This window comes from Paenibacillus sp. J2TS4 (assembly GCF_018403245.1).
Taxonomy (GTDB): Bacteria; Bacillota; Bacilli; order Paenibacillales; family NBRC-103111; genus Paenibacillus_L.
In genome coordinates this window covers 270,457-296,507 of sequence record NZ_BOSH01000006.1, presented here as the reverse complement: position 1 = coordinate 296,507, position 26,051 = coordinate 270,457, and the positions used below count along the sequence as shown (strand labels likewise).

The 26,051-nt window shown below is 49.0% G+C and carries 26 protein-coding genes; 8 read left to right on the top strand and 18 right to left on the bottom strand.

Going from position 1 to position 26,051, the window contains the following annotated elements; translation table 11 throughout:
* Nucleotides 1-47 precede the first annotated feature (47 nt).
* Entirely contained in the window at nucleotides 48-1,352 is a 1,305-nt protein-coding gene (locus tag KJS69_RS15400; protein WP_213584759.1) for a hemolysin family protein, read from the top strand.
* Nucleotides 1,353-1,482: 130 nt separating this feature from the next.
* Here KJS69_RS15400 and KJS69_RS15395 read toward each other — a convergent pair whose 3' ends face one another.
* From KJS69_RS15395 to KJS69_RS15380, 4 genes are all read right to left on the bottom strand, one after another.
* Nucleotides 1,483-2,475: a hypothetical protein gene (locus KJS69_RS15395; protein ID WP_213584662.1), complete on the bottom strand. Its 993-nt coding sequence runs from the start codon at nucleotides 2,473-2,475 to the stop codon at nucleotides 1,483-1,485.
* 175 nt (nucleotides 2,476-2,650) lie between these two features.
* Nucleotides 2,651-3,439: a Cof-type HAD-IIB family hydrolase gene (locus KJS69_RS15390; protein ID WP_213584661.1), complete on the bottom strand. Its 789-nt coding sequence runs from the start codon at nucleotides 3,437-3,439 to the stop codon at nucleotides 2,651-2,653.
* A gap of 33 nt (nucleotides 3,440-3,472) precedes the next feature.
* Nucleotides 3,473-4,219 carry a pseudouridine synthase gene (locus tag KJS69_RS15385; RefSeq protein ID WP_249730540.1) on the bottom strand — a complete coding sequence of 249 codons (747 nt, stop codon included), beginning with the start codon at nucleotides 4,217-4,219 and terminating at the stop codon, nucleotides 3,473-3,475.
* A 2-nt stretch (nucleotides 4,220-4,221) separates the two neighbouring features.
* Nucleotides 4,222-5,949 (bottom strand): RsmB/NOP family class I SAM-dependent RNA methyltransferase, encoded by a 1,728-nt coding sequence (locus tag KJS69_RS15380; protein WP_213584659.1) that lies wholly within the window; start codon nucleotides 5,947-5,949, stop codon nucleotides 4,222-4,224.
* Between the two features lie 80 nt (nucleotides 5,950-6,029).
* Between KJS69_RS15380 and KJS69_RS15375 the strand changes: the two genes are divergently transcribed.
* Nucleotides 6,030-6,509 (top strand): thioredoxin family protein, encoded by a 480-nt coding sequence (locus KJS69_RS15375; protein WP_213584658.1) that lies wholly within the window; start codon nucleotides 6,030-6,032, stop codon nucleotides 6,507-6,509.
* Nucleotides 6,510-6,591: 82 nt separating this feature from the next.
* On the opposite strand, the gene KJS69_RS15370 is transcribed toward KJS69_RS15375, so the two are convergent.
* From KJS69_RS15370 to KJS69_RS15360, 3 genes are all read right to left on the bottom strand, one after another.
* Nucleotides 6,592-7,026: a DUF309 domain-containing protein gene (locus KJS69_RS15370; RefSeq protein ID WP_249730539.1), complete on the bottom strand. Its 435-nt coding sequence runs from the start codon at nucleotides 7,024-7,026 to the stop codon at nucleotides 6,592-6,594.
* 69 nt (nucleotides 7,027-7,095) lie between these two features.
* The gene (gene yjbM, locus KJS69_RS15365) at nucleotides 7,096-7,902 is read right to left on the bottom strand and encodes a GTP diphosphokinase (protein ID WP_213584657.1); all 807 of its coding nucleotides are present in this window, start codon (nucleotides 7,900-7,902) and stop codon (nucleotides 7,096-7,098) included.
* A gap of 21 nt (nucleotides 7,903-7,923) precedes the next feature.
* Nucleotides 7,924-9,021, bottom strand: a complete 1,098-nt coding sequence (locus KJS69_RS15360) for a quinone-dependent dihydroorotate dehydrogenase (protein WP_213584656.1) — start codon at nucleotides 9,019-9,021, stop codon at nucleotides 7,924-7,926.
* Between the two features lie 261 nt (nucleotides 9,022-9,282).
* On the opposite strand from KJS69_RS15360, the gene KJS69_RS29985 reads away from it, so the two are divergent.
* The gene (locus KJS69_RS29985; RefSeq protein WP_283777465.1) at nucleotides 9,283-9,417 is read left to right on the top strand and encodes a hypothetical protein; all 135 of its coding nucleotides are present in this window, start codon (nucleotides 9,283-9,285) and stop codon (nucleotides 9,415-9,417) included.
* Between the two features lie 170 nt (nucleotides 9,418-9,587).
* Here KJS69_RS29985 and KJS69_RS15355 read toward each other — a convergent pair whose 3' ends face one another.
* The 5 genes from KJS69_RS15355 to queF form a co-directional block, all read right to left on the bottom strand.
* On the bottom strand, nucleotides 9,588-11,309 hold the full coding sequence (locus KJS69_RS15355; protein ID WP_213584655.1) for a L,D-transpeptidase: 1,722 nt from the start codon (nucleotides 11,307-11,309) through the stop codon (nucleotides 9,588-9,590).
* A 180-nt stretch (nucleotides 11,310-11,489) separates the two neighbouring features.
* The gene (locus KJS69_RS15350; protein WP_213584654.1) at nucleotides 11,490-12,242 is read right to left on the bottom strand and encodes a nucleotidyltransferase domain-containing protein; all 753 of its coding nucleotides are present in this window, start codon (nucleotides 12,240-12,242) and stop codon (nucleotides 11,490-11,492) included.
* A gap of 286 nt (nucleotides 12,243-12,528) precedes the next feature.
* The gene (locus KJS69_RS15345; RefSeq protein WP_213584653.1) at nucleotides 12,529-12,768 is read right to left on the bottom strand and encodes a ferredoxin; all 240 of its coding nucleotides are present in this window, start codon (nucleotides 12,766-12,768) and stop codon (nucleotides 12,529-12,531) included.
* A gap of 79 nt (nucleotides 12,769-12,847) precedes the next feature.
* A complete protein-coding gene (locus KJS69_RS15340) occupies nucleotides 12,848-14,149 on the bottom strand; it encodes a DNA polymerase IV (protein WP_213584652.1) in 1,302 nt (433 codons plus the stop codon).
* Nucleotides 14,133-14,492 carry a preQ(1) synthase gene (gene queF, locus KJS69_RS15335; RefSeq protein ID WP_213584651.1) on the bottom strand — a complete coding sequence of 120 codons (360 nt, stop codon included), beginning with the start codon at nucleotides 14,490-14,492 and terminating at the stop codon, nucleotides 14,133-14,135. The genes KJS69_RS15340 and queF overlap by 17 nt, the downstream gene beginning before the upstream one ends.
* Nucleotides 14,493-14,681: 189 nt before the next feature.
* On the opposite strand from queF, the gene cimA reads away from it, so the two are divergent.
* Complete coding sequence (cimA, locus tag KJS69_RS15330; protein WP_213584650.1) at nucleotides 14,682-16,298, top strand: citramalate synthase; 1,617 nt, start codon at nucleotides 14,682-14,684, stop codon at nucleotides 16,296-16,298.
* 247 nt (nucleotides 16,299-16,545) lie between these two features.
* Here cimA and KJS69_RS15325 read toward each other — a convergent pair whose 3' ends face one another.
* Nucleotides 16,546-17,079, bottom strand: coding sequence for a TlpA family protein disulfide reductase (locus tag KJS69_RS15325; protein WP_213584649.1), 534 nt, complete (start codon nucleotides 17,077-17,079; stop codon nucleotides 16,546-16,548).
* Between the two features lie 266 nt (nucleotides 17,080-17,345).
* On the opposite strand from KJS69_RS15325, the gene KJS69_RS15320 reads away from it, so the two are divergent.
* The 3 genes from KJS69_RS15320 to KJS69_RS15310 all read left to right on the top strand — a co-directional run bounded on the left by KJS69_RS15320 (nucleotide 17,346) and on the right by KJS69_RS15310 (nucleotide 19,985).
* Entirely contained in the window at nucleotides 17,346-18,638 is a 1,293-nt protein-coding gene (locus KJS69_RS15320; protein ID WP_213584648.1) for an MFS transporter, read from the top strand.
* 185 nt (nucleotides 18,639-18,823) lie between these two features.
* Complete coding sequence (locus tag KJS69_RS15315; protein WP_213584757.1) at nucleotides 18,824-19,255, top strand: MerR family transcriptional regulator; 432 nt, start codon at nucleotides 18,824-18,826, stop codon at nucleotides 19,253-19,255.
* 43 nt (nucleotides 19,256-19,298) lie between these two features.
* The gene (locus KJS69_RS15310) at nucleotides 19,299-19,985 is read left to right on the top strand and encodes a zinc metallopeptidase (protein WP_213584647.1); all 687 of its coding nucleotides are present in this window, start codon (nucleotides 19,299-19,301) and stop codon (nucleotides 19,983-19,985) included.
* A gap of 51 nt (nucleotides 19,986-20,036) precedes the next feature.
* On the opposite strand, the gene gltC is transcribed toward KJS69_RS15310, so the two are convergent.
* Nucleotides 20,037-20,942, bottom strand: coding sequence for a glutamate biosynthesis transcriptional regulator GltC (gene gltC, locus KJS69_RS15305; protein ID WP_213584646.1), 906 nt, complete (start codon nucleotides 20,940-20,942; stop codon nucleotides 20,037-20,039).
* A 177-nt stretch (nucleotides 20,943-21,119) separates the two neighbouring features.
* On the opposite strand from gltC, the gene tpx reads away from it, so the two are divergent.
* Nucleotides 21,120-21,638, top strand: coding sequence for a thiol peroxidase (gene tpx / locus KJS69_RS15300; protein ID WP_213584645.1), 519 nt, complete (start codon nucleotides 21,120-21,122; stop codon nucleotides 21,636-21,638).
* 89 nt (nucleotides 21,639-21,727) lie between these two features.
* Here tpx and KJS69_RS15295 read toward each other — a convergent pair whose 3' ends face one another.
* The 4 genes from KJS69_RS15295 to galE form a co-directional block, all read right to left on the bottom strand.
* Complete coding sequence (locus KJS69_RS15295; protein ID WP_213584644.1) at nucleotides 21,728-22,114, bottom strand: DUF1499 domain-containing protein; 387 nt, start codon at nucleotides 22,112-22,114, stop codon at nucleotides 21,728-21,730.
* Between the two features lie 253 nt (nucleotides 22,115-22,367).
* On the bottom strand, nucleotides 22,368-23,297 hold the full coding sequence (gene pfkB, locus KJS69_RS15290; RefSeq protein ID WP_213584643.1) for a 1-phosphofructokinase: 930 nt from the start codon (nucleotides 23,295-23,297) through the stop codon (nucleotides 22,368-22,370).
* 21 nt (nucleotides 23,298-23,318) lie between these two features.
* Entirely contained in the window at nucleotides 23,319-24,929 is a 1,611-nt protein-coding gene (locus tag KJS69_RS15285; RefSeq protein ID WP_213584642.1) for a UDP-glucose--hexose-1-phosphate uridylyltransferase, read from the bottom strand.
* A gap of 53 nt (nucleotides 24,930-24,982) precedes the next feature.
* Entirely contained in the window at nucleotides 24,983-25,969 is a 987-nt protein-coding gene (gene galE / locus KJS69_RS15280; protein WP_213584641.1) for a UDP-glucose 4-epimerase GalE, read from the bottom strand.
* Nucleotides 25,970-26,051: the final 82 nt, after the last annotated feature.

Here is a 26,051-nt window from a genome sequence, read left to right as displayed (position 1 = left end):
CCTTGTTGGAAGATGGCATACCGATATTATTAAATTTATTATTGGTAATGTTTCTAGTATTATTAAACGGTTTTTTTGTAGCATCGGAATTCGCGCTTGTGAAAGTCCGGGGAAGCCGGATCGCGCAATTAGTTAATGAAGGCAACGCCAGAGCAAAAATTGCACAGCACGTAACCTCACGGTTGGACGCTTATTTATCGGCATGTCAGCTTGGCATAACGCTGGCATCCCTGGGCTTGGGCTGGGTTGGTGAACCCGCCATCTCTAAATTAATCGTTCAGCCGCTTTTAGCATATCTGAATGCGCCTGAATATTTGGTGACGCCCGTCTCATTCGGTGTCGCCTTCGGAACGATCACTATCCTTCATATCGTCTTGGGAGAGCTGGCCCCCAAAACGATCGCGATCGTCAAAGCAGAACAGACGGCTTTATGGCTCAGCGGCCCCTTAATGTTGTTTTATCGATTGACGTACCCAGCCATTTGGCTGTTGAACGGGACCTCGATTCTGCTGCTGCGCTCGATCGGAATTCAACCGGCCTCCGAGCATGAAGCCAGTCATAGTGAAGAAGAAATCCGCATTCTCATGAAGGAAAGCCAGAAGAGCGGACACATCGATCAGGATGAGCTTATGTTGGTGGAGAACATCTTTAATTTTTCGGAGCGCGTAGCCCGGGAAGTGATGATACCGCGTACCATGGTGGAATGCTTATATACAGATTCGTCATTTGACGAGAATTTGGACATTGTTATCCAAAGCAAACATTCAAGATACCCGCTGGCACAAGAGGATAAAGACCGGATCATCGGAATTATCCATTCTATGGACATCTACAATGCCGTCCTTCAGAACGGCAAGGACAATCTTCAACTGGAAAGCATGATCCGGCCTGTGATTCATATTCCGGAAGCGATGGAGATCAGCCAGGTGTTAAGGGTCATGCAGAAGGAAAAGGTTCAAATCGTCGTGGTCGTCGACGAATACGGCGGTACGGCGGGAATTATTACAATGGAAGACATCATGGAAGAAATAGTTGGAGATATTCAGGACGAGATCAAGGTCGAAAGAGCCCAGGTGGAAGTGCTGGAAGACAAAACATCCGTAGATGGGCGCCTCCTTATCGAGAAGGTCAACGAAATGTTGGGACTGGACATTTCGGACGAAGAGGTGGACACGATCGGCGGCTGGATATACAGCCAAATTAACGGTCAGCCACAAATCGGGCAAACCGTCATCTTCCAAGATGTAAAGTTTCAAATCGCTGAGGTCGAGCATTTTAGAATTCATCGTGTCGATATATACGCTCTTCCGTTATCGGAGCGGTTTACGGCCAATGAAGAAATTATAGCTTAGCCTAGAGGCCTCTAGGCCGTTCATAGTAACGCGGTAATTCAGGCTTACTCTGATGGTCTTTACGTATAATCATATGACAAGGGACGGCAATATTGCCGCCCCTTTTTTCATATTCAACGGTCGGCTGCCACTAATGAACGGGAGCCGATTCAATATACATTTCTTCAATTGTTTTATTGTGACTGAGCATGGTCAGACTTAGCGATTCGTAATCCTGTTCCTTATCTAATTCGTTCAAAAGCAGCGCGGCAATCTCCTCCGAATCCCGGGCATGCTCCGGCTCCCGGAAGTCAATAAAGCCGGTCAGTTGGCGGCTGCCCAAATCAATTGTGGCGGTTCCAATGGGCAAGGCCCCCCTAGACTGCTGGTAAATCTCATAGGTTAACGTATCCCCGTCATCCCTTATGAGCACAACCAAATAATCATCATCCAGCTTGCCATTTAACGAATCCGGCTTCCCATCCTCTGATACAAGGGATTCATGATCCAACTCCATTATCGTCAAGATTTCCTGATCGTAATAATGCTCGAGCAAAATATGATCAATCTGATTAGAGTCAAAATCCGAGACGATCAATTCCGTCACCTCATCAATTTCTTCCTCAGACGGCTCATGGACCCAGTGGATTTCTCCCTCCACTCTATCCTGCTCTATATCCAGGAACGCCTCTACAAGCCATTCCTCCTGCTCATCGTAGACGTGATAATGCACCGAGTTTGGCGTTTCGTTCACCGCGACAAGCTCATAATACCCAACGGCATCTTCTTCATCATCCGCGATGCTTTCGGTCTCCTCGAATTCTTCTTCTACATCGGTCTCTCCAGCCGTCTCTATCTCCTCAGCATTGACAATATGCTCATAAGAGCTGTAAGTGACCACTACACTGCATTCATCCGCATTGACGGCATCGGTAAAGGATTGAATATACTGGGTCAAAAATAGCTCCACTTCCTCTTTATCCGCAGCGGACAGCGATTTTTTCTCCAGCTGGACCGAGCCGGAGACCCGGTCATTCTCCCGGTATACCAACGTGAAAGTTCCAATGAATCGGCCATTCAATAAAATATCGCCGGTTTCCCCGCCTACGGTTTTTAAATCGGGTCTGACGATCAAGTTCGCCATCGGGTTTCGCCTCCTGTTAGTTGGAATACTCCCCCGTTAGAGTGCCCGAAATACGCCAAGGATAAACGGCTGGTCGATTATTACACGTATGACCTGACAAACTTAAATAAATCCCGGCTTTAATACATCAACTCCATGAGATTTTAAAGACAATATTCATGGAAGGGCAAAGTCTTCAAAATAAATGCTTTCGAAGCGCCTGATATACGCCTTCCTCATTGTTAGATGCGGTAACCTCGTCTGCGGCCTGCTTGACCTCTAGCGGAGAATTGTCCATCGCGATCCCCATTCCGGCATATTCAATCATATCCGTATCATTGTAATAATTTCCTATCGCCAATATTTCCTTGCGGGAAACCCCTCTGGATTGTGCCAGCTTTTGCAAGGCGTTTCCTTTGCTTGCCTCCGGATGCATCATATCGATGAAATTCAAGTGGCTGCGAATCATCCTGAGAGAGCTCGTCCAGTCTCCCCACTGTCCTTCTACGCGATCGACTTTTTCCTTTTCGCTGTATATCGTAAATTTGACTATCGGATCTTGGAAGCCTAACAAATCTTCAAACACAATCGGATCCATTTTAAAGCTTGCATACATTTTTCTTTCCCATTCGGTGACGTGCTCCAAATATAATTCAAACGCAGTAGAAAGATCGAAGTGAATTTCATTCTCTCGACAAAATAGAATATATGGAATAATGTCCTGTACCTTAAAGGAATGCTGATGAAGAACCGTCATCTCTCTAGAGGAGACTGTAGCCGCACCATTATGGGTAACCATTATACCATCCAGTCCCATTTCCTTAAGGTATGGAGCCGCATTGGTCGGGCTTCTGCCGGTACACAGTACAATCTCCGCCCCGGCATGATGTATTTCCCGCAATAATTCCGCTGTCCGCGGAGTTAACTCATGCTGGTCATTAAGCAGCGTTCCATCTACATCGAGCGCAATCAGTTTATAGTTCATTAGTATCGCTCCCTCCCTTAAAACAAAATTCGATTATTCGGTGCTGGAATGTTTAAGGTTGTCCAGCTCCTTCTCTGTTAACTCCCTATAGCCACCGGGAGAAAGATGAGAATCCAATTGCAAACTGCCCATCGAAATCCGCTGCAAATAGACAACGCGCTTGCCTACCGCCTGAAACATTCGCTTCACTTGATGAAATTTGCCTTCCCTGATCGTTAACTCTATTTTTGAGAGAGGCTTGTCCGCAGCGGCATCCACATTTAAAATGACGAGCTCGGCCGGCAGCGTTACATAACCATCGTCCAACGAAACCCCTTTGCTGAAAGCGAAGCGATCCTCATCGGTTACAATTCCTTCCACTTCTGCAAAATAAGTTTTGGGCACCTCTTTCTTGGGAGACAGCAAATTGTGCGCCAGCTTGCCGTCATTGGTCAATAAGAGCAGCCCTTCGGTATCTTTATCCAAACGGCCAACAGGAAAAACCCGAAAATGACTGGCTTCCGGTCCAAGCAAGTCCAAGACCGTCTTCTCCCGCACATCCTCCGTTGCCGAAATGACCCCGGGCGGCTTATTCATCATTATATAAATAAATTCCTTATAATCGACTGGCTCGCTGCCAACTTGAATATGATCCTCGTACGGGTCAACCTGCAAGCCGCTGTCTTTTACCTTCCGGCCGTTTACCGTTACGGCCCCTCGTTTAACCAACTTCTTAATTTCGCTGCGGGTTCCCCACCCGGCATGCGCCAGCAGCTTATCGAGACGCTGAGTCGATCTCACTCCTAAGTCATCCTCCATCCCGGCGGGTATTCATTCTTCAGAATCCCGTCCTGCCACTTGCCCCAACCGACGGGAAATCCATCGATGCATACAAGGCACCAGCCTTTAGGCGATTTCACGCCCGCACACTTCACCTCTTCATCGCTGACGATAAGAGTATCACCTTTTAAATACTTAATCGCATCAGCAGACTGAGAAGTTAATTCCACTCGGCGGGCCGCTTCTTCCCCCTTCAATCCAACAGCCAGAGCGTGCGACGGAACAAATCTGTTGTTACGGATGGTACCGGCGTACCAACCGGGCCTCGACACTTTAAGACTATCGAGAGCCGGTGGGTAAGCCGGTGACAGATAGAGATGTTCTCCATAAACAACAGGTTCTCCGGGAGGCTCGACCGTGAGATGGTCGCGAACGAATGCCTTCCAGCCTTCTAAGGAGACTAGGGGCTCGTTATTTCCACGGTGGCCCTTCGCGCGCTTGCCTCCACCCGCCGTCGTTCGGGCTGAGCCTTCCCTCTCCACGCCGCGCGAGTCGGCTGCCTTCCTGCCCAGCCTGCTGCCGGAGGCAAGCAGCTTCACCTGCGCGGCTTGGCCCGCTGCCTTGCCTTGACTCGATTCCCTGGCTTCCGGCCATGCTGCGGATTTCAACGTCGGGCGCAATGTTCCCGGGCCGGGCACCTCACTTCCTCCTGATCCAAGCGCATTTCCGGTTCCCGACTCAAGGACACCTGCGCCTCCCGCTTCGGTCTCGGCTATCCGTCCCTCTGGGTTCTTCTCCAGCACCGCGGCGAAATGTCCCTCTCCCCGAACGAGATGCGGCCACAATCGAACGGTACCGGGCAATGGAGTGTTGCTAGAACCCGGCCCCAAGCCATCGCAGGCATCGGAGTCTGCTTCCTCCATTCCCGTGAATTCACTCCAATCGGCCCTCCCCGTGGAACAGCCTTCCGCTCCAATGGGGACCAATTTAAATTCCGGATGCTTTTTCAGAAAGGTCGAAATCATCGCTTCATTCTCTTCCGGTGAAAAGGTACAGGTCGAATACACAATTCGACCCCCGCTGGTCAGCATTTGGGCTGCGCTCTCGAGAATATTTCTTTGCATGGCGGAACACCGTTTCACAGAATGCTTCTCCCATTGCCCTGCCATATCCTCATCCTTACGGAACATTCCTTCTCCTGAGCAGGGTGCGTCAATCAGTATTTTATCGAAAAATCCGTGAAAGTTGGGAAGCATTCGTTCCGGAAGCTCGTTCAAGACAATCGCATTGCGGATGCCGGCCAGCTCCACATTTTTGACCAATGCTTTGACCCGCTCCGGTTGATTATCATTGGCGACGACAAGTCCCGTTCCCGCCAGCTTGGCGGCGATTTGGGTCGCCTTGCCGCCGGGAGCCGCGCACAAATCAAGCACCCGATCCCCGGGGCGGATATCCAGCAATTCCACGGGAAGCATCGCGCTTGGTTCTTGAATATAGTACAGACCGGCGTGATAGTAGGGATGCTTACCGGGGCGTTCTCCTTCTGCATAATAATAGCCGGTAGCACACCAAGGCACCCGCTCCAATGCAAAGGGGGCCATCCTGCTGAACTCGTCTGCCGATATTTTTAACGTATTGATTCTCACCCCGTAATGACGGGGGGCTTCGTAGGAAGAATAGAAGGCGGTAAACTCTTCCTGCAGCAATCTCTTCATCTTCGTTATAAACGCTTCTGGGAGCTGTACGGCCATGATGTTCACTCTTTCGTCATTCTTATATTTTGAAAAAAACATTTTGTTCATGCTATAATGGTTACGGAAAGGAGGGTACTATGAAAAAATTAGCTATTTATCTTTCAATTATAGTAGCCGTATTCGTACTACTATTCGTTCTTAATAAGGCTAGCGTCAGCTCCAATGATGCGAAAGCGAAGGAACTGTATGGAGTTTCGGCGAACAAGCTTCAACCCGAAACGATCAAGCAATTGGACGATCCTAATTACCAAAGCATCGTTCTTCCCCAACAACTGGAGCAAAGCATTAACAACAAGGAATCCATGTTCGTGTACTTCTTTTCTCCCGATTGTCATTTCTGCCAAAGAGTGACCCCGGTCATCTATCCGATGTCTCAAGAAATGGACATTGAACTAAAACAATTTAACATTCTGGAATTCAGGAATTACCTGAGTACTTACCAAATCGAATCCTGGCCAGTGCTTGCCTACTTCAAAGATGGAGTAGAGGTAGAGCGAATTGTCGGAGAAGCGGCCAAAGATAACTATAAGCAGTTTTTTGAAAAATATAAACAGTAATTTCTGGACAAGCGGATTACGGTTCATTTTCCATCTAATAGATAAGCAGCCTCAGGCTGCTTTTTTGCTTTCTTCCCCACGCCTAATGATCGTCATCGGGCAGATGTTTATGAACGGCCCATTCCTCAACCTGCTCCTTAAGGACAGGATCGATGATTCGGATCGTCAGGTCATAAAATTCAAACGGAGCCTCGTCATAGTTTTCCAGTTGTCTCCAATACCGCTCACTCTCTTCCAGCAGCCGTCCCAGATCAATCCCTAAAGAATCGTTTGGGAATTGACGGAGTTTATTTACCGCTTGAGCAAACATTTTGCGCGCGCCGTTTCGGTTGTCGTTGCGATGATGATACAGGGCGACCGCTACCTGAAGCAGACCCTGGTACAGAAGGTTTCTTCCTTCCTCCAGCCACAGTTCCTCCAACACTTCATGACATTCAAAATAATCCCGCTCCACGTTAAAATAATGAAGATAAGCCAAGTAAAGCGGGCTGTAGTCGATTCGTTCCATTCCTGTCATCCCCTTCCCCCTCCCTACAAACAACCCCCTGCCATCCGGTTCAGGGTCAGATGTCAGGGGGAAACCCGGTTACTTACGATCGACTTCTTTTTTCGCTTTAGCAATCGCTTCCTCAATGGATAAGGACAGCTTCTTTAAATTCCATATATCTTCCGCTTCCCAATATTCATTAAACTTCAATTGAAAGTTAACCGCTTCGCGGACTCGCCGGTAAAAGTAAAGCTGCTGAATATCGTTCAGCACTTTGGATACCAGAATGGACTTGTCTTCGAACAGCATCTGAGACTCCATAATTTCGTCGCGGATGCTCGACATTTCCTGATCCAGCAAATAGGCCGCCTCGGCCGCCTTGCTCAGTCGCTTAGTCACTTCTTCAGGAAGCTTGCCTTTATATTTATAATTTAATGAATGTTCGATAGTTGCCCAGAAATTCATGGCCAGAGTACGGATCTGCAGCTCGGCCAGCACAATTTTCATGCCAAGAGCGGTCTGCACCGGATATTCCACAATAATGTGGTAGCTCCGATATCCGCTTTCTTTTTTATAAGTAATGTAGTCTTTGCAGTAGACGACCTTCATATCCTGGCGCTGGCGGATGATAGCCGACAGCCGCTCAATGTCTTCCACAAACTGACACATGATTCGTATACCCGCTATATCCTCTATACCGGTCTCGATCTCGTCCATCGGCACATTCAGCTTTTTCGCTTTATCCAATATGCTTGATATTCGTTTGACCCGTCCCGTTACAAATTCTATAGGAGCATATTCTTCACGGCTTTTTAATTCCGAACGAAGGGTCTTGAATTTCACTTTAAGCTCCTCGACCGCTTGTTCATAAGGAAGAAGAAATTTATTCCAATCTCTTCCATCCATAACATTTCCTCCTCTCGCCGTCTATTCCAATACGTCCGCACCGACAGCTTCGGATATATGGGAACATCCGTCTCGTTCCAGCAGCTCCAACAAGCCGGCATTCAGTCGTTTAATCAACCCCGGACCTTCATAGATAAGCGAGGTGTAGACTTCTACCAGATTAGCGCCTGCCCGTATTTTGTCATAAGCGTCCTGGGCGTTGAAAATCCCCCCGCATCCAATAATCGGAATTCGGCCGCGGGTAAGTCGATAAATCGCCTTGATGACGTCCGTAGATCGGGCAGTAAGCGGCTTCCCGCTCAATCCGCCTGTTTCCGAAGCGTTCGGATGTCCAAGCCCGTCTCGGCGGATCGTCGTATTCGTGGCGATAATACCGGATATGGGACTTGCGAGGATCGTATCCATAATATACTCTAAATCCTGGTCAGAAATGTCCGGAGCTATTTTGACGAGCACCGGCTTCGGACGGGCATCCTGCCCGCTTTGCCGATCCCGCTCCTCCATAACGGCTTCAAGAAGCCTCTTTAACTCTTCCCCATGCTGCAGCTTGCGCAGATCGGGCGTATTAGGCGAGCTTATATTAACGACAAAAAAATCCCCGAAGGGGTACAGCTTGCGCAAGCATTCGCGATAATCCTGTTCCGCCTCTTCGTTCGAGGTTGTTTTGTTCTTGCCGATATTCACCGCAACGGGAATCGTCCGTCTTCCAGTCTGGCGCAGATTGACCGCCATTTGATCGGCTCCAACATTATTAAACCCCATTCGATTGATCAATGCAAGATCTTCCGGCAGCCGGAACAGTCTCGGGCGATCATTGCCCGTTTGAGGCTTGGGAGTGACGGTTCCAACCTCCATAAACCCGAAGCCGATCGCGGAAAAACCGGGAACTGCCTGACCGTTCTTATCCAGACCGGCCGCCAATCCGATCGGATTCGGAAATTCTATATCCCACAGCTTCACCTCAAGCTTGGGCGAAGGAACCGTACCATATAATTGTCCAAGCAAGGAAGCCATCCCAGGGAATCGCGCCCCTTTGCTGAGCCCGTTAATGATTAAATGATGGGCCTTCTCCGCATCCATTCGGAACAAGACCGGTTTGGCCAAAGATCGATATAACATGTCTGTCCAACAACTCCGTTCACAAGTAGTCCTAACGATCAGTTTACCTTCTTAAGAAAAAAAAAGAAAGATGCAACTTATATCGCAAGAACGTTGGCTCCCCCACTTGTCCATTCCCGCCTACGATGTTAGCTTGTCCACTCACCTACATATTAGCCTGCACCCTGACCCGTATAATAAGCGCTGTCAAAAAAGAAAGGATATGATAGAATATAGGCTAAAAGTAAGAGTTTAAAATGAATGAAAGGGTGTTAGGTGCCGATGAAAAGAAAACCCATCTCCTATTCACAACGTAAACCGAAAGAAGAAGTAAACAAAAAAGGCGTCATTTGGGTCGTCAGCATCTTCGCCGCCATCGTAATCCTAATGGCCGTACTACTCATTGTGAACGGTTAGAAGAATGCGGATCCAAACGGATGGATAACGGGGGAAGGACTCCGTCAACCGATCGTTGCGCTCCTCCCTCGCCTCCATCAAGGTTATTTTTATTTATTCTTGCCGTAGTTTGTAGCTATCAACGGCAATAAAGCAATGGTTCGATGAGACGGGCAGGATGGCCGGTTCGTTTAATTCAACCATTCATATATTTTGCCTGGATTGGTTTCGTTATCCCGGACCGGCAATTCTAGCCTCAAGGCTCCCCGGATAATGGATTCGGGCAGACCTTCCTTAACAATCGAAACCTTGGTTCCCATCGGTACCAAACCATATAGCTCTTCCACGTCCTCGTCCAGCATCCGGATACAGCCTAACGACCGGTCCTCCTCCATACTGGATGGCTGATTGGTTCCATGGATCGCATATAATGTATCGGATAAGGTCATCCCTCTTGTACCGAATTCTCTCTTTTTCCTGCCCTGTGGATCGACTACCTTCTCGCTAATATAGAATTCTCCTTCCGGAGTGCGATCTCCGCCAAGACCGACTGGATAGTTGCGAATGACAATGCCGCCGCTCACCAGTGCCAGGCGGTAATTCTGTTTATCCACAATAATTTCCAACGGAGCCTCCGTCCATACCTCCGTATACTCGTTAACCGGCTTATCCGGCCCCCCATTCTCCGGTAGTATGGGCAGCTGCAACTGACCGTTCTCGTCAAACAGCTTGTCCTTATAGATGCCAAATGCAGCCTCCATCCGTGTCGTTGTACCCGATAATAAATTATCCGGATAGTTACCGGTCAGATCTGCCATCTCTGCCGGTGGTGATCCATTCAACGAATAATAGCCTATCAAGGCCGATTGAAGAACAAGCAGCTCTTCCCGCTCGGTCATCCATTCGGTTATCCTTTGCCGGGCCTCAAGCCCATCCATGGGCTCGCATTGGCATAGCTCCCTATCAAAGATTTCCAGCTCATAGCGCCCGGAAGCCTCGACAGGACGCATTGCTGCCATCGCCTGGACTCCTTCTCCCCACATCGTCCATGGGCCGTTTCTCTTCAGCGTTCCCCACACCGTATTCTGTGAGGGAGAAGAAAACGGAAGCCAACGTTCCATTCCCGCCGATTCAGAAACGGATGATGGTTCAGTTACCACGCTCAGGATCACTCTCGGCGAGTCCCCGTTATCGGGATCAACCTCTTGCCCCGATTCCCCTCCCTTCACGTCAGGGGAAGGAGAAGGCTCGGGCTCTACTGAAGCCCCTCCTTCTTCTTTAGCCGCCCCTCGCTTTATTTCTCCAGACATACTCTTATCCAGCGAGGAAGGCAGGATTAACAGCAGCACGATAAAAAGCAGTGCCCAAGCCGTTCTTTTCAGCTTTTTATTCGGTGTCCCCACGGCTTCTTGAGGAGTGGAGGATATATCCTCGGATTCGGGCAGCATCGATTTCATTTCAAAAGCATCGTATATTTCTTCCGAACGGGCATAGCAATACCGGGCCTTGCCGTCTTTTCCCTGCCTCTCGTATTCTTTGCCCAGCAAATACCAGGCCATTTTGCTGGATGGATGCTGACTTATGTACTGCTTCAGATACTGCGGAATGTCCTCGTCCGCATAGTCCTTAAGCTCCCTTTCCTGACCCTCGGAGGAAGAAGCGGACGAATTCTGCGCTTCTCCCGGCATGGCGCTATCCTGCGATTGGGCCGCATTCCTCTTATTGACCGTCTCCCGCGCTTCCGCGCCCTCCTGCAGGGTGGTTTCCTTCTGCAGCCTTGGGGTCTCGCTCAGCCGGGCATCATCCTGCGCCCTTAAGGCCTCCCTCGGGTTGGTTTCTTCCCTCCGATCAGTTGCCTTAAGCCGGCCGGGAGCTTGCCGCGCCGACCTCGGTCGGTCAGCATCCTTCTTCATAACTAAAGCCTCCTTTGCCAATTAACGTTGACCAATCTATAACTTTATATCGGCAAACGATTAAAGAAAATAGCTCTTTTCAAAAATATTGTTGCTGCTATAACAAAAGAGCCGCCGCTCATACGGCGGCGTATATTTCTTTGATTAAACTATCGATCTCCGTTACCCTAAGCGTAATTTTTAAGCCTTTCGCCAGAAGTGTTTGGTTAAATCCTGGTATCCTGCCTCAACCATTACGGAGTTAATCTCTGCCCTTAATGATTCATACACCGGGTTCCCAGCTAACCATTGTTCGCAAAGTGATACAATATCCTCCCCCTTTTTGTGAGTGTTTTTCAACCAAATGCTTTTCCACTTGGGATAAGGGTAGGGTTCTTTCCGTACAAGAAAAGGTAAAGCCAATGCGGCTTCAATCGTTCTATTCATCATGATTGTTTTACCAAGTGGTTCTCGCGCCGCTGAAACTGTTACTCCAGTGCGCAAGTCTTTGTAAGACTGTGTGATAAAGTCTAAAATCGTTAGGTGAAATCGCTTGTTTGCATCGTCGAGAAGTTGTGGAAGGATATGTTTACTATCCTGAATAATAACCGCGTGTTGGTATATCCATAGAACTTCAGGATCACTTCCATTCAGCCGATTTTGGAGCCATGTAAATGGTCGGATTTTGATATCGACTAAAGGTTGATGATCCTCATCGTGAACCCACAAGTTTTGGACCCCGCCCGCTTTTTCGACCAAAGCAATATGTTGTTCGTCAGGCAGTATGAATTCTAAATCAAGATCCGATGTTTCGTTAAACATTCCAAATGAATAACTGCCTGTTACTACTATTAAAGCTATATCCAAAGCTTCTAATACAAAAGGGGAAGCGCTTTGATGTTTTAGCGGACCATTGAAATAATCAGAAACCAGCTTTTGAACATGTGAATTCATATCACACCACCTTCACGATTGAACTTTTAGGTTTAAATGCCTTTATTCTTGGCAGGCAGTTCATCGAAAAGCTCGTCTAACTTAGCCCAATTCCCTGTGCATCCTCCCGATACAAATTTGACGTGCGTATCAAATTATAGCAAGTAAATGACAACTGACATAGAGCAACAATCCTTTTTAACACCTGAAAATCTGCAATTACTTCACCGTAAATGCCTGGCCCCCCTAAATAACAAAAACCGCTCCAACATGGAGCGGCCGGAAGATGCATACAGACCCGAATTTCCTATTCCATATCAAATGGCTCATCCGCCACTTTAATGGAATCGGTCGGACAACCGTCTTGGGCATCCTGCAAATCATCGAATAAATGTTCCGGAATTTCCTTGATTCCTCTATTCTGATCGTCGTCGTAGATGACTTCGGCAATTCCGTCATCATCGTAATCATAGATGTCCGGGGCGGTAGCGCCGCATGCGCCGCATGCAATGCATGTGTCTTTATCCACCCAACTGTATTTACCCATTGCCTATAATTCCTCCTCTATAAGGTGGCCATTCCTATTTATATCCTTTTCTTTAACGTTATCGGGATTAACCGGATCATCATTCTTGATCCGCCGAATCGCCTTCACCCCTGCGCAAAAAGTCGGTTTGCAGCGAGGTGCCGCGGACTTTATGGTTGCGGATTAGAGCTGAGGGGTCCTCCCCGATCATTCCCGCGGTCAATAACGAGCTTTCGCCGAACTTATCGCGAATCCGGTCCATCGTTTCGTTCAGCTTATCCTTCTTACCCGCCTGCTCGAAATCAAACAAGTCCAGCTGAATGGCCGCCCCCGCCTTTGGCTGCAAGTTTTGCAAAGTTATGCCTAACAAGCGGATCGGCTTTCCCGGCTGCCAATGACTCTGAAACAGACGGCAAGCCTCCCGGTAGATCAAATCCATATGTTCTGTAGGCTGAGACAAGGTTACCGATCGCGTGATCGTCTTCATGTCAGGATCACGAATCGTAATCTGCACCGTCGTACAGACCAGATGCTGCCTTCGCAATCTTCTCGCGGTCTGATCCGCCAAGTTAAGAAACACCCGGCGAATATCATCCACATCGGTAAAATTGTACGGCAAAGTCGTTGTATGACCAATCGATTTATTCGGATCCCGCTCCGCCTTGACCGGTGAATGGTCGAGTCCGTTGGCGGCCTGCTTCAGCCAGCGCCCGTAGACTCCGAATTGCTTCACCAGCATATTTTCATCGGAGGAAGCCAAGTCTCCTATGGAACGAATATTGAGCTTGAGCAGCTTGGCTGCTGTTTTGGAGCCGATCCCGTACAATTCCTTGCAAGGCTTGCCCCAAAGAAGCGGGCGGACATCCCGCAGACGAAGCACGGAAATTCCATTAGGCTTTTTCATATCCGAGGCCATTTTTGCCAGCAGCTTATTCGGGGCTACTCCGATCGAACAAGGCAGTGATAACTCGGTACGGATTCTTCTCTGAATCGTATGGGCGATTTCCAAAGGGGTGCCGAACTGGCTCGATCCGGTTATATCCACGAAGCATTCGTCTATGGACATGGTCTCGACCAGAGGAGAGTATTGATAGACGAGCTGGATAAACCTGCGGGAAAAATCTCTGTACAGCTCAAAATCGGGACGGATGAATATAAGCTCCGGACACAGTCTCCGGGCCTGACTGACCAGCATTCCCGTCCGCACTCCCCGGGCTCTCGCCGCATAGGAGGACGTTACGATAATTCCTTTGCGCAGTTCGACGCTTCCGGCTACCGCTATCGGTTTGCCCGCATAGAGAGCCGGTTCCGCAGCTTCATGCACGGAACAATAAAAAGCATTCATATCCACATGCAGGATTACTCTGCCTTTGCGCGGATAATATTCACTGGCCTTCTTCATATTCGGCGCGAACCGTGGTATATATTCCGCCCCGCACATTGAATTTGCCTGTAACCTGAAGCTTGCGCGGCTTGATAAATTCCACGAAGTCTTTCAGTATCGTATTGGTGACATCCTCATGAAAATGGCCCTCATCGCGGAAGCTCCATAGATACAGCTTTAACGATTTTAACTCTACAATATAAGGGCCCGGGATATATTTAAACGTAATGGTTGCGAAATCCGGCTGGCCGGTTACGGGGCACAGCGCCGTAAATTCCGGGCTTTCGATCTCGACCTCATACTCCCGGTCGGGATGGGGATTCGGAACCGGTTCTAACACTCTTGACGGTATAGTAGACATGTTGAAGCACCTCCATATTAATTACCATTATCAGCATACAACCAGTCCGTTCAGCGGTCAAGCTTCCCTTGAAATTACGGGCATTCTTCCTTGTCGGTTTTGTAAAAACACTGTCCGCGTCCGGTACTTAATGTTATAATAGGAAATTATAGATTCGCCAGGATTCGTAATTTTATGAGGGGGACAGATATGTCAAACCAAATCTTTATTTTCGACACTACACTGCGTGATGGAACCCAAGGAGAAGGGATCAGCCTCTCCGCTGAAGACAAATTTAAAATCGCACTGCGGCTTAATGCGTTGGGCGTTCATTATATTGAAGGTGGAAATCCGGGCAGCAACAGCAAAGACATTGAATTTTTTCAGAGAGTGAAACAGCACAACTTCAATGCCAAAATAACAGCCTTCGGCAGCACTCGCCGCAAGCATTCGATAGCCGAGCAGGATGTTAATTTGAATCGCATTATCGACTCTGGTGTCCAAGTTGCCTCCCTCGTAGGTAAAGCATGGGATTTTCATGTCACGACAGCGCTTCAGACGACGCTGGAAGAAAATTTGGCCATGGTCTTCGACTCGGTCTCCTATCTCAAGCATAAAGGTTTAGAGGTTTCGTTTGATGCCGAGCACTTCTTCGATGGGTACAAGCATAACCCTGAATATGCGCTTGCCGTACTGGAGAAGGCGCAGGAAGCAGGGGCCGATTGGCTCGTCATGTGTGATACGAACGGCGGTACCCTCCCCAATGAAATTCATGAGATCGTTTCAATGGTGCGAAGCCGGATGACGACGTCTCTTGGCATTCATACCCATAACGATTGTGAATTGGCCGCAGCTAATACGATGGCGGCGGTGCAGGCCGGAGCGACACAGGTGCAAGGGACTATCAACGGATACGGCGAACGATGCGGCAATGCCAACCTGTGCTCGATCATCCCCAACCTGCAGCTCAAGCTCAATTATCAATGTATTTCGGACAGTCAATTACAGCAATTGACCAGTGTCGCCCGATATGTCAGTGAAATTGCCAACGTCAATATGCCTGTTAACCAGCCTTATGTCGGTACGGCAGCCTTCGCTCATAAAGGCGGTATTCACGTATCCGCCATTCTGAAAGATCCCAAAACCTATGAGCACATCCAGCCGGAGTTGGTCGGCAACAAGCAGCGCGTTCTTGTCTCCGAGCTGGCCGGTCAGAGTAATCTGTTGTTTAAAGCCCAGGAGCTCCATCTCGATATCGATCAGGATCCCGAGAAGACCAAGCAGGCGATCGACAGAATCAAGGAACTGGAGCATCACGGCTATCAATTTGAAGGCGCCGATGCTTCCTTGGAGCTGCTGCTTCGCCAGGAGTTCGGGGAGCTGGAGCAAATTTTCACCCTCGAATCCTTCAAAATTCTGGTTGAGAAAAGCGCCAATCGCAAAGTGTCCTCCGAAGCTATCGTCAAGCTGAGAATGGATGGCGACACCGTTTATATGGCAGCGGAAGGCAACGGGCCGGTTAACGCTCTGGACAACGCCCTGCGTAAAGCTCTCGAGCAATATTATCCCGACATTAGAAACATGCACCTATCGGATTATAAAGTCCGGGTCATCAACGAGAAGGACGCCACCGCGGGCAAAGTCAGAGTGCTGGTCGAATCCTCGGATGCCAACAATCAATGGAGTACAATCGGCGTCTCGGAGAACATCATTGAAGCGAGCTGGGATGCTCTCGTAGACAGTATGCGCTACGCCTTGATCGGCAAACAACCGATAGAGCCGGCTTCAGCTTATCGCCAGGAGCGCCTCGGTCTGGTCAATCATTAGGATCTCCTTGACCTAACAAATGCTGCCCGAATGATTTTACTAAATTCTAACGAAAGCTTATAGCATGCTTTCATTCAATTCAGATGCGTTTGAAACGTACTTCAAACGGCTTGCCTGGTATTAACTGGGCAAGCCGTTTTTTATGCTCACGCTGATCCACTATAGTATAGTTTCCCGCTGCCTGACTTTTCGTTTAGTGCTGAAAGCAGGTTTCGATCCACCCGAACGTAAGTGTTGCCCTGATAAATCAACGCTCGATTAAGGCTTTTATTTTGCCTTCCAATTGGTTCGAATCGACCAAATTAATGACTTCCACGATGACGCCATTCCGGTCAATCAAATAGCTCGTCGGAATGAAATAAAATTTGTACAGCTCACTTGCTTTTCCTTCCCTGTCCAACAAAACGGGAAAGCGAAATTCATGACGTTCTGCGAATTTCTCTACTTTATCCAGCTTGTCACTCCGTGTCACATTCACCGCATACATATCCAGCTGGTCCTTGTATTTGTCGTACATTCGTTTCAAATCCGGTGCTTCCAATTCACAGGGGCCGCACCAGGAAGCCCAAAAATTCAAAAACAGCGGCTTGTCCCTCTTTCCGCCCACTTCATAAGTGAGCCCATCCAACCCCTGCAGCGTAAAGGCAGGAGCCCTGTAACTGGGCTTCGGCGCGGTTTCCGTCGGTAGAGCGACTTCTTTATTCCGGGAGGAGAAGTCCTGATATACCGCCAACCCAATCAGTACAACAATAAAAACAATCAAAATCCCACTTTTTTTCATGGCTGCTCAAATCCATTTCTTAATTTTTTTCCATAATCAACAAATTCCCTTTCGACCCTGACAAAGTTTTGTTTTAGCCCTTTGCAATGTTATAACCCCTTGTTTTGTTATGGCCCTTATGGATAATATCCCAAATTAATCCGATTTCGATTCTCTAATTGATTTTTTCCTCAACTTTAATGTATCTCTGGACTTTTATGTATCTGGAATGATTACCAGTCGAAGCGGGAAAAGTAAGTTCATTACAACTACAGAGGAGCCCCGTAATGGAAAAGACAAAACAGAGAAAACTGGACGTTACATTCGAAAGTACAATTGAAGAGACGCAGGCCCAGCCGAAAAAAAATAAAAAAGACGGCGGGGCATCCAAAGGCTCTTTTGCCGAATTTTTCGCTATTGCCTCGATTCCGCTAGTGCTGGTTCTGGGGAATTCGATGCTTGTCCCTATCCTTCCCGACATGGAACGGGAAATGGGCATCTCCCGATTTCAGAGCAGCCTGGTCATCACTCTTTTCTCCGTAACCGCCGGTCTGATCATTCCTTTCTCCGGATATTTGTCCGACCGGTTCAGCCGCAAAGCGGTTATTATCCCCTCCTTGATCATATATGGTGCCGCCGGGATATTAGCAGGCTTCGGCGCGGTTTGGCATTCTTATTGGGTCGTTATCGTTTCCCGGGCGATTCAGGGCATCGGAGCAGCCGGAACTGCATCGATTGCTATGGCGTTAGTCGGAGATATGTATAATGGCGCTACGGAAAGCAAGGTGCTCGGACTGACCGAAGCCTCCAACGGAACCGGCAAAGTAGTCAGCCCCATTCTCGGCTCACTGCTCGCTCTCATTGTTTGGTATGCGGCATTTTTCGCCTTCCCTGTTTTTTGCTTCATCTCGCTGGTAGCTGTTATCTGGCTGATCAAAGAGCCGGCCAAAGATAAAAAACCTTTAAAGTTCGGCGCCTACGCCAAAAAAATCGGTACGATCATGAAGGAAAAAGCAAGATGGCTCGTCACGGCCTTCTTTTCCGGCTCACTTGCGCTTTTTATTTTGTTCGGGGTGCTGTTCTACCTCTCCAACATATTGGAAGATCCCCCTTATTCCATTGACGGGGTTGTCAAAGGTCTGGTGCTGGCCATCCCCTTGCTTGGAATGGTCGTGACCTCCTACATCACAGGAAGCGTTATTAAGAAAAACGGGATTCTGATGCGGTGGCTGATGAATATCGGGCTGGTTCTAATGACGGTTTCCCTGGCCCTCACTATTTTTTTATACAAAAATATTTATGTGTTCATTGGTCTGTTAACCGTCAGCAGTATCGGGACCGGCCTGCTGCTCCCCTGCCTGAACACGATGATCACCGGATCGGTATCCAAAGCGGAGCGCGGGATGATCACTTCCATGTATAACAGCTTGCGGTTTCTCGGCGTAGCCTTTGGACCTCCATTGTTCGGCTGGATGATGGATATTTCCCATTCCGTCGTGTTCATTACGGTATCAGCGCTGTCTTTAATCGCCCTGGGGCTTGTTTTCTTTCTCATCAAGCCTGAGGCCAAAGTCAGTTAAAAACAATTCAAATAAATGCATCCTGCCGCTATTAAAAACCCCCTGTCGACTTACAAAATAAGCGTGCACATAAGGTCCGGCAAATTCACATATTATTCAAAGCATAACGTTTGACTGTATGGTTCATATTCATGTATTATGGGGCATATAAGATAATAGAAAAGGGGGGAAACCCTGATGGGAATATAAAGCTTTACCGGATTGGGGAAATCGCCAGAATGGCTAACGTAAGCCATCGTACGGTGGACTATTATACCAAGCTCGGTCTAATCACTCCGGAGAAAAGATCTGACAGCAATTATCGCTATTACAGTGATGAAACCTTGAGCCGTTTGAAACGTATTGAAAGTATGAAGCAAGAGAAATATACTTTGGAAGAGATTAAAAGCAGCCTCGATCTGATTCACAAGGTTAGCCGGGATGATCATGTGACCGATAAGCTTGCCTCACTGCAGTTGCAGATGCAGCAATTGGAGCGAGAGGTCAAAGAACTCAGTCCCCTCATCGATCAGTTGAAGCCGAATCAGGCGAAAAAAATGTACAAACTGCTGACGCCGCAAAGCGCCGCATGTATAGAAGCTCTCCTGCTTTTACTCGGAAAAGGTCCGCTTCTCTAATTGTTACTTTCATTCTTTTATTCTAAATACAGGGGGTTTGGCTATGTTCTTTTTCTATTACCCATGGGACCTATTGATTCTGGCTGCCTTCGGATTATCCATCTGGGCATCCTTCCGTGTGAAAAGCACTTTCAAAAAATGGGCGCAGGTCCCCACCACCTACGGGTTGACGGGATATGAAGCCGCTCGAAAAATGCTGGACGCCAACGGGCTGCATGATGTTCCGATCGAACCCGTTCCCGGCGCTTTATCCGACCACTATGATCCGATTAACCGGGTAGTGAGACTATCTGAGCCGGTCTATTATGAGAACTCCATCTCGGCCGTATCGGTAGCCTGTCACGAAGTGGGCCACGCCATTCAGCACAAGGAATCTTATCCGATGCTGGTAGCCCGCCACCGGATGTTCCCGGCCGTTAATTTTAGCTCCGGGATCGCTCCTCTGCTTATCATTGCCGGTATTATTTTCCAACAGTTTAGTTTCCTGCTGCTGTTCGGAATTATTTTCTTCTCTGCGGCGGTGCTGTTCCAATTGGTCACTCTGCCAGTCGAATTCAACGCAAGCAGCCGGGCGCGCAACCTGATGGTAGCGGAAGGCTTTATTACGAACGACGAAGAAACAGGTGTCGCCAAAGTGCTTAATGCTGCCGCATTAACTTACGTAGCCGCCGCTTTGATCTCCGTCCTCGAGCTGCTTAAATATATTGCTATCTTCAATAGCCGCGATTAATCAGCATAACCCCAATAACCCCCGGAGTCGATTCCGGGGGTTTATTGTATTCTAAACTTCCTTCTTGCCTTCATTCTTGAAGTATTCCAGTAAAAATTCCCTGAAGGCCTCCACGACCGGAGACAGCTTCTCGTTCTTGCGGCGAATCAGACCAATCGTTCGGGTGACCGTCGGCTCAATGACGCGTACCTTGACCGGCTGCAGCTGAGACATCTCCTTGAGTGCCATTTCGGGCATCAGACTGACACCCATTCCAGCGGCGACGAGTCCGCGGATCGTATCCGTCTCTTCGCCTTCAAATCCGATCTTCGGCACGAACCCCGCTTTCTTGCAGGCTTGCAGGACGATGGAACGGAGCGAATAAGCATCGCTGAACATGACGAACTGCTCCTCCTTCAGCTGTTCCAGTCGAATGATCTCTTCCCCTGCCAATTCATGATTTTCCGGCAGGATGCCGAACAGTTCTTCGACAAGCAGCAATTCTCCGGAGACATAATTATGGGATTCGGGAAACGGAGAAATGAAAGACAGATCGATCTCACCTTCCAGAATATCCCGGATAAGATGAGCGTAGGTCCCTTGGCGCAGCCGGAATTTGACCTCCGGATAAATTTTACGGAACTTGGCTACGACGGTCGGCAGCAGCGCTATTCCAAGACTATGCGGAAAGCCTATACGAATTTCCCCGCGAGTGGGGTCAAGGAACTCCTGCACCTCCACTACCGCCCGATCCAACTCACCTAATATTCCTTCAATCCGGGTAAGAAACAGCTTCCCTACCGGAGTAATTTGCAGATTTCTCCCTTTCTGGACAAAGAGCGTCACTCCCAGTTCCTGCTCCAATTGGCGGATCTGCCTGCTTACCGCCGATTGCGCTACATGTAATTCTTCGGACGCTTGGGTGACATGCTGCTTTTTGGCCACTTTCACAAAGTATTGCAATTGTCTTAGCTCCACTTTCCATTCCCTACCCTTTCCCTTGGGACTTATTGTCCTATAAGACCAACAAGCACGCGATTAGCCCCTTTTTCAACATTATCTCCGGATCGTCATTGGACAAGCATCAATTACTCATATTATAATAAGAGGAAGCAAAAACCAAATTTTAGCGAATTCAAAGGAGGAACTATTATTATGTCTCAAGAACGCGCTAACGTCGCTACTCTAAAAGGCAATCCGATTACACTCATCGGCAACGAACTGAAGGTAGGAGACCAGGCCCCCGATTTCAATCTTAACAAAAGCTTGGTGGATACAGCCTCTCTGTCCGATTTCGCAGGCAAGGTCAAGCTGATCAGTGTCGTTCCTTCTCTCGATACAGGAGTATGCGATGCGCAGACTCGGAAGTTTAACGAAACCGCCGGGACCCTCGGGGAGAACGTGGTCATCCTTACGGTCAGCGTGGACCTGCCGATGGCCCAAGCCCGTTGGTGCGGTGCGGCCGGCGTGGATAAAGTCGTCACCCTGTCCGACTACAAAACCCGTTCTTTTGGCGAAGCCTACGGGGTGCTGATCAAGGAGCTTCAGCTGCTGATGCGCTCCATCTTTGTTCTGGACACCGACAATAAAATTCAGTACGTTGAATATTTAAGCGAAATGACCGAACATCCGAATTATGAAGCGGCAATCGAAGCTGTTAAAAAACTGGTCTGATCTTATACATACAAAAAGCGGGGGAAAACGAATTTTCCCCCGCTTTTTGTATCACAGGTTGCCGCCGGGGCGCAGCTGACCGTCCCGAGTTATGTAATTTTATAAGCGGACAGCTTGCGGTCCAACTCATTGTAAATATCAAGGATCGTCCGATAATTGGAACCAAGATCCCCAAGCGAACCGCGGGAAGCGGAATAAATATCGACGGCGCTTTTGACCGGAGTAATGGCAAACAAGGTCAGAGTAATATCCTGCCGACGGCCCGTTATCGTTTTTTTCTCGACAACGATTTCCCCGACAGTAGGGACTTCATGCAAAATTTTATACCCGTTAATCCTTTTAAGCGTGCTGACTACTTCCTCCCAAAGCTTATCTTTGGAAAGTTTGTAATACCTTGTTTTCAACAAAGGATCTCTAGCCTTTTCTCCCGTTTGCTCGTGACTCCGCAGCAATCCGACCAATGTTCTTTTCAGCAAGTGTCCTGCCCCCCCAAAAATGACAAATGTCGGTCTACGTCCGACTGTACTTTAGTTCATCTTACCATTCTTTTGCCTGGAGCAAAAGAGGAACTACAAACATTCCTAAAAAGAAAACGAACCCTGTGTTCTTTCTCCCATTCGGGGCATACTGATGAAAGCGTTGTCACCTCTTCGTCATGCGCCCCGCAACGGACAGGGGAACCGCCCGAATGCAGCAGACACCGCAATCGGACGGTTCATATTAAGTCCATCAGACTCGCTCTATAATCACTTCCGACAGCAGCCTTTCCACATCGGCCGGCCTCACATTCCCGGCTTCCTCCATCAAGGCGTTGGCCGTTCCAGAAGCGGTCGCCAGACGCAAGCATTCTTCCAACGATTGTCCCCTGGACATTCCAACGGCCATACCGGCTACAAAAGAATCGCCGCAGCCGACCGTATTAACGGCTTCGATGCGGGGAGCCCGAATGCGATATAATTGGCCTTCGAAGCCGGCGATTGAGCCTTTCTCACCGAGCGAGACAGCGACACATGCAATTCCTCCGCGGATCAAATCGAGAATGCTCTCATATAAGTCGCTTTCTTTCTCCAGCTTTCGGCCGATAATTTTGGCAACCTCGTCTTCGTTAGGTTTAATGAAATACGGCAGCGCCTGGATTCCTTCCAGAAGAGCGTCCCCGCTTGTATCCAGGAAGACTTTGGCCCCGGCTGCTTTCGCCGTATCGATCAGCCGTGCGTAGAAATCAGAGGGAACCCCCTGCAATAAGCTCCCCGAGAAGGATACTATTCGAGAGCGGGCGGCCAACTCTCCCACCTTGGCGGCCATAGCTTCCAAATCACCCGAGGCTGCACAAGGCCCTTGCTCTAATACTTCCGTGGAAGCCCCGGTAGAGCGGTCGATAATATTCAGACATATTCTCGATTCGCCCTCGATCGATACGAAATCATGGCCGATTCCTTGCTTGGCCAGCTCTTTCTCGATAAATTGCCCATTGCTGCCGGCGACGAAGCCGGTAGCGAGAGACGGTTCCCCCAGCAAATGGGCGACACGGGCGACGTTAATGCCTTTTCCTCCCGGAAATGCGTGCATCTTTGGAACCCGGGTCATTGTCCCCGTTGCAAAATGGTCTACATAATACGTTTTATCAATCGCTGCATTGAGCGTTACTGTCGTTATCATGGTCAACCCTCATTTTCACTACTAATTCAAATCTTTATCCCTACTAGCCAGACCAGCCTTGTTCATAAATTTCCGGAAAGCTTCTTTTCCCGCGGCATCTTTCTTGAACACACCCGCATCTTCAAGTACCCGCAAATATTTGCGGCCGACTTCCTGCTTCAATAATTCCTCAGCCTCCGCATCGGCCATATCGGTTCCATACTGCTCCATAAGGGAATAGATCCAATCCTTATGTGAATCCAGGGGATGTCCGGGCTCGGAACCAGTATAGTGGTCCTGACCTGTCAGGATTTGCCGGATCAAGCCGAGCTCATGCTGCAAACGGCCCGGTAGAACGGCCAAGCCCATCACTTCAATCAAGCCGATATTTTCCTTCTTGATGTGGTGCAGCTCCTGGTGTGGATGGAACAGCCCCAGCGGATGCTCCCGCGTCGTCCGGTTATTGCGCAGTACCAGATCGAATTCCCATTCTCCATCCCGATTCCTCCGAGCAATGGGAGTGATCGTATTATGTGGGATGAGATGGCCGTCCTCCCCATCGCTATAAGCTATTACTCCGACCGATTCATCGCTGTAGGCCCGCCATTGCTCCAACAGCGCATACGCTAAGCCGATAAGCTCTTCCCGTTTCCGACCGGATAGCCGTATGACCGACATCGGCCACTCCACAATCGCTATCCGAATGCCCGGATGGTCGGGATGGATGAATTCCTCTTCCCTGCCCGCTTTTTCCATAGCAAATCGATGACGACCGCCCTGAAAATGATCATGGCTCAGGATCGAACCGCCGACGATCGGCAAATCGGCATTAGATCCGATAAAATAATGCGGGAACTGCGCCACGAAGTCAGCTAACCGGATAAAAGTATCCCGCGTCAGCTTCATCGGAACATGATGCCCGTTTAATACAATACAATGCTCGTTATAGTAAACATAGGGAGAATACTGCAAATACCACTTATCGCCCGCCAGCGGCACGGGAATAATCCGATGGTTCTGTCTGGCCGGATGATTAATCCGCCCGGCGTATCCGACGTTCTCAACGCACAGCAAACATTTAGGATAACGGCTTTGGGGCTGGCTCCGTTCAAGAGCAATCTGCTTCGGGTCCTTCTCCGGCTTGGACAGATTGACCGTAATTTCCAGATCGCCATATTCTGTGGAAGCCGTCCAATATTCATTCTTACGAATACGGTCCATCCGAATATAATTAGAGTGCTTGGACAGATCGTAGAACCAATCCGTTGCCGCTTCTGGCCCCGCTTCTTCCATTAACCGTGCAAACCGGCTAATAACCTCAGAGGGTCTGGCAATAAACAGCCCCATAATCCGGGCATCCAGCAGGTCCCGATAAGTAACGGTATTCTCCGGCAGCAGTCCTTGCTGAGCAGCATAATCCAGAAGGGGGGCCAAGAGCGGAACCGGGCTGTCAGACTCGTCCTTGTCGAGCGGAAATAAAGAATCCAGATCTCCGTCATAAGGCTCCCCGATCCGCAGCAGATCCAACATAGCGTTAGTGACGTAATCCCGGTCTTCTTCCTTGATGAGTCCCTTGGCCTCTCCGTAGCGGACGAGACGCGCCAGCCATTGTGATGCTTCCGTCTCGCTTATAAAATTATTGTTGGGGTGCATCGGTCTTCCCTTCTTTCATAGCCATTATCTTTCTTCTCCGATTGAAGCCGATTCTATTCGGTATACCCTTCGGGATGATCGCGGTGCCAGTTCCAGGCCGATTCCACAATCTCCTCCAGCCGTTCCCGCTTAGGCGTCCAGTTGAGCTCGCTTTTGGCCTTCTCAGAGGATGCGATCAGCACAGCCGGATCTCCTGCTCTGCGTTTTTCAATGACAGCCGGGATCGGATGACCCGTCACTTTACGGGCGACTTCGATCATTTCTTTGACGGAGAAGCCTTTACCGCTGCCCAAATTATAGATCGCGCTCTCACCGCCATCGCGCAGCCTTTGAAGTGCCAGCAAATGAGCGTCCGCCAAATCGGATACGTGCAAATAATCGCGAATACAAGTCCCGTCGGCTGTCGGATAATCGTCTCCGTAAATCGCTACTTGCTCCCGTTTCCCTAATGGAACCTGGAGGATCAGCGGAATCAGATGCGTCTCGGGGGAATGATCCTCCCCGATCTTGCCGCCGCGGTGGGCTCCTGCCGCATTGAAATAACGGAGCGAGACATATTTAATTCCGTGGGCGGCATCGAACCACTTCATCATTTTCTCCATGGCCAGCTTCGTTTCCCCATACGTGTTCGTCGGCTCCGTTCGGTCCGTTTCCTGAATGGGAACCGTCTGCGGCTCTCCGTAGGTCGCCGCCGTAGAGGAAAAAACAATCCGTTTCGTCCCGTAAGCTTTCATCTTCTCAAGCAAGCATTGTGTTCCGTACACGTTATTATCATAATATTTGGCCGGATTCTGCATGCTCTCTCCTACCAGAGAATAGGCAGCAAAATGAATAACCGATTCGATCTCATTTTCCTGGAACACGGTATCCATGAACTCGGAATCACGAATGTCTCCGACATACAACTTGCCGCCGAGCAGCGCTTGGCGATGTCCCTGACTGAGATTATCGACAATAATCACATCTTCGTTCGCGTCGATAAGCTCAGCTACAGTATGTGATCCGATATATCCTGCGCCCCCGGTAACCAAAACTGCCATTTCTGCTCCTCCGTTCGTTTAAAAGTTTTTATTCACCACTGCGTGCCAAATGTGGACAACTGAATTACGGTTGCCCTGGAAG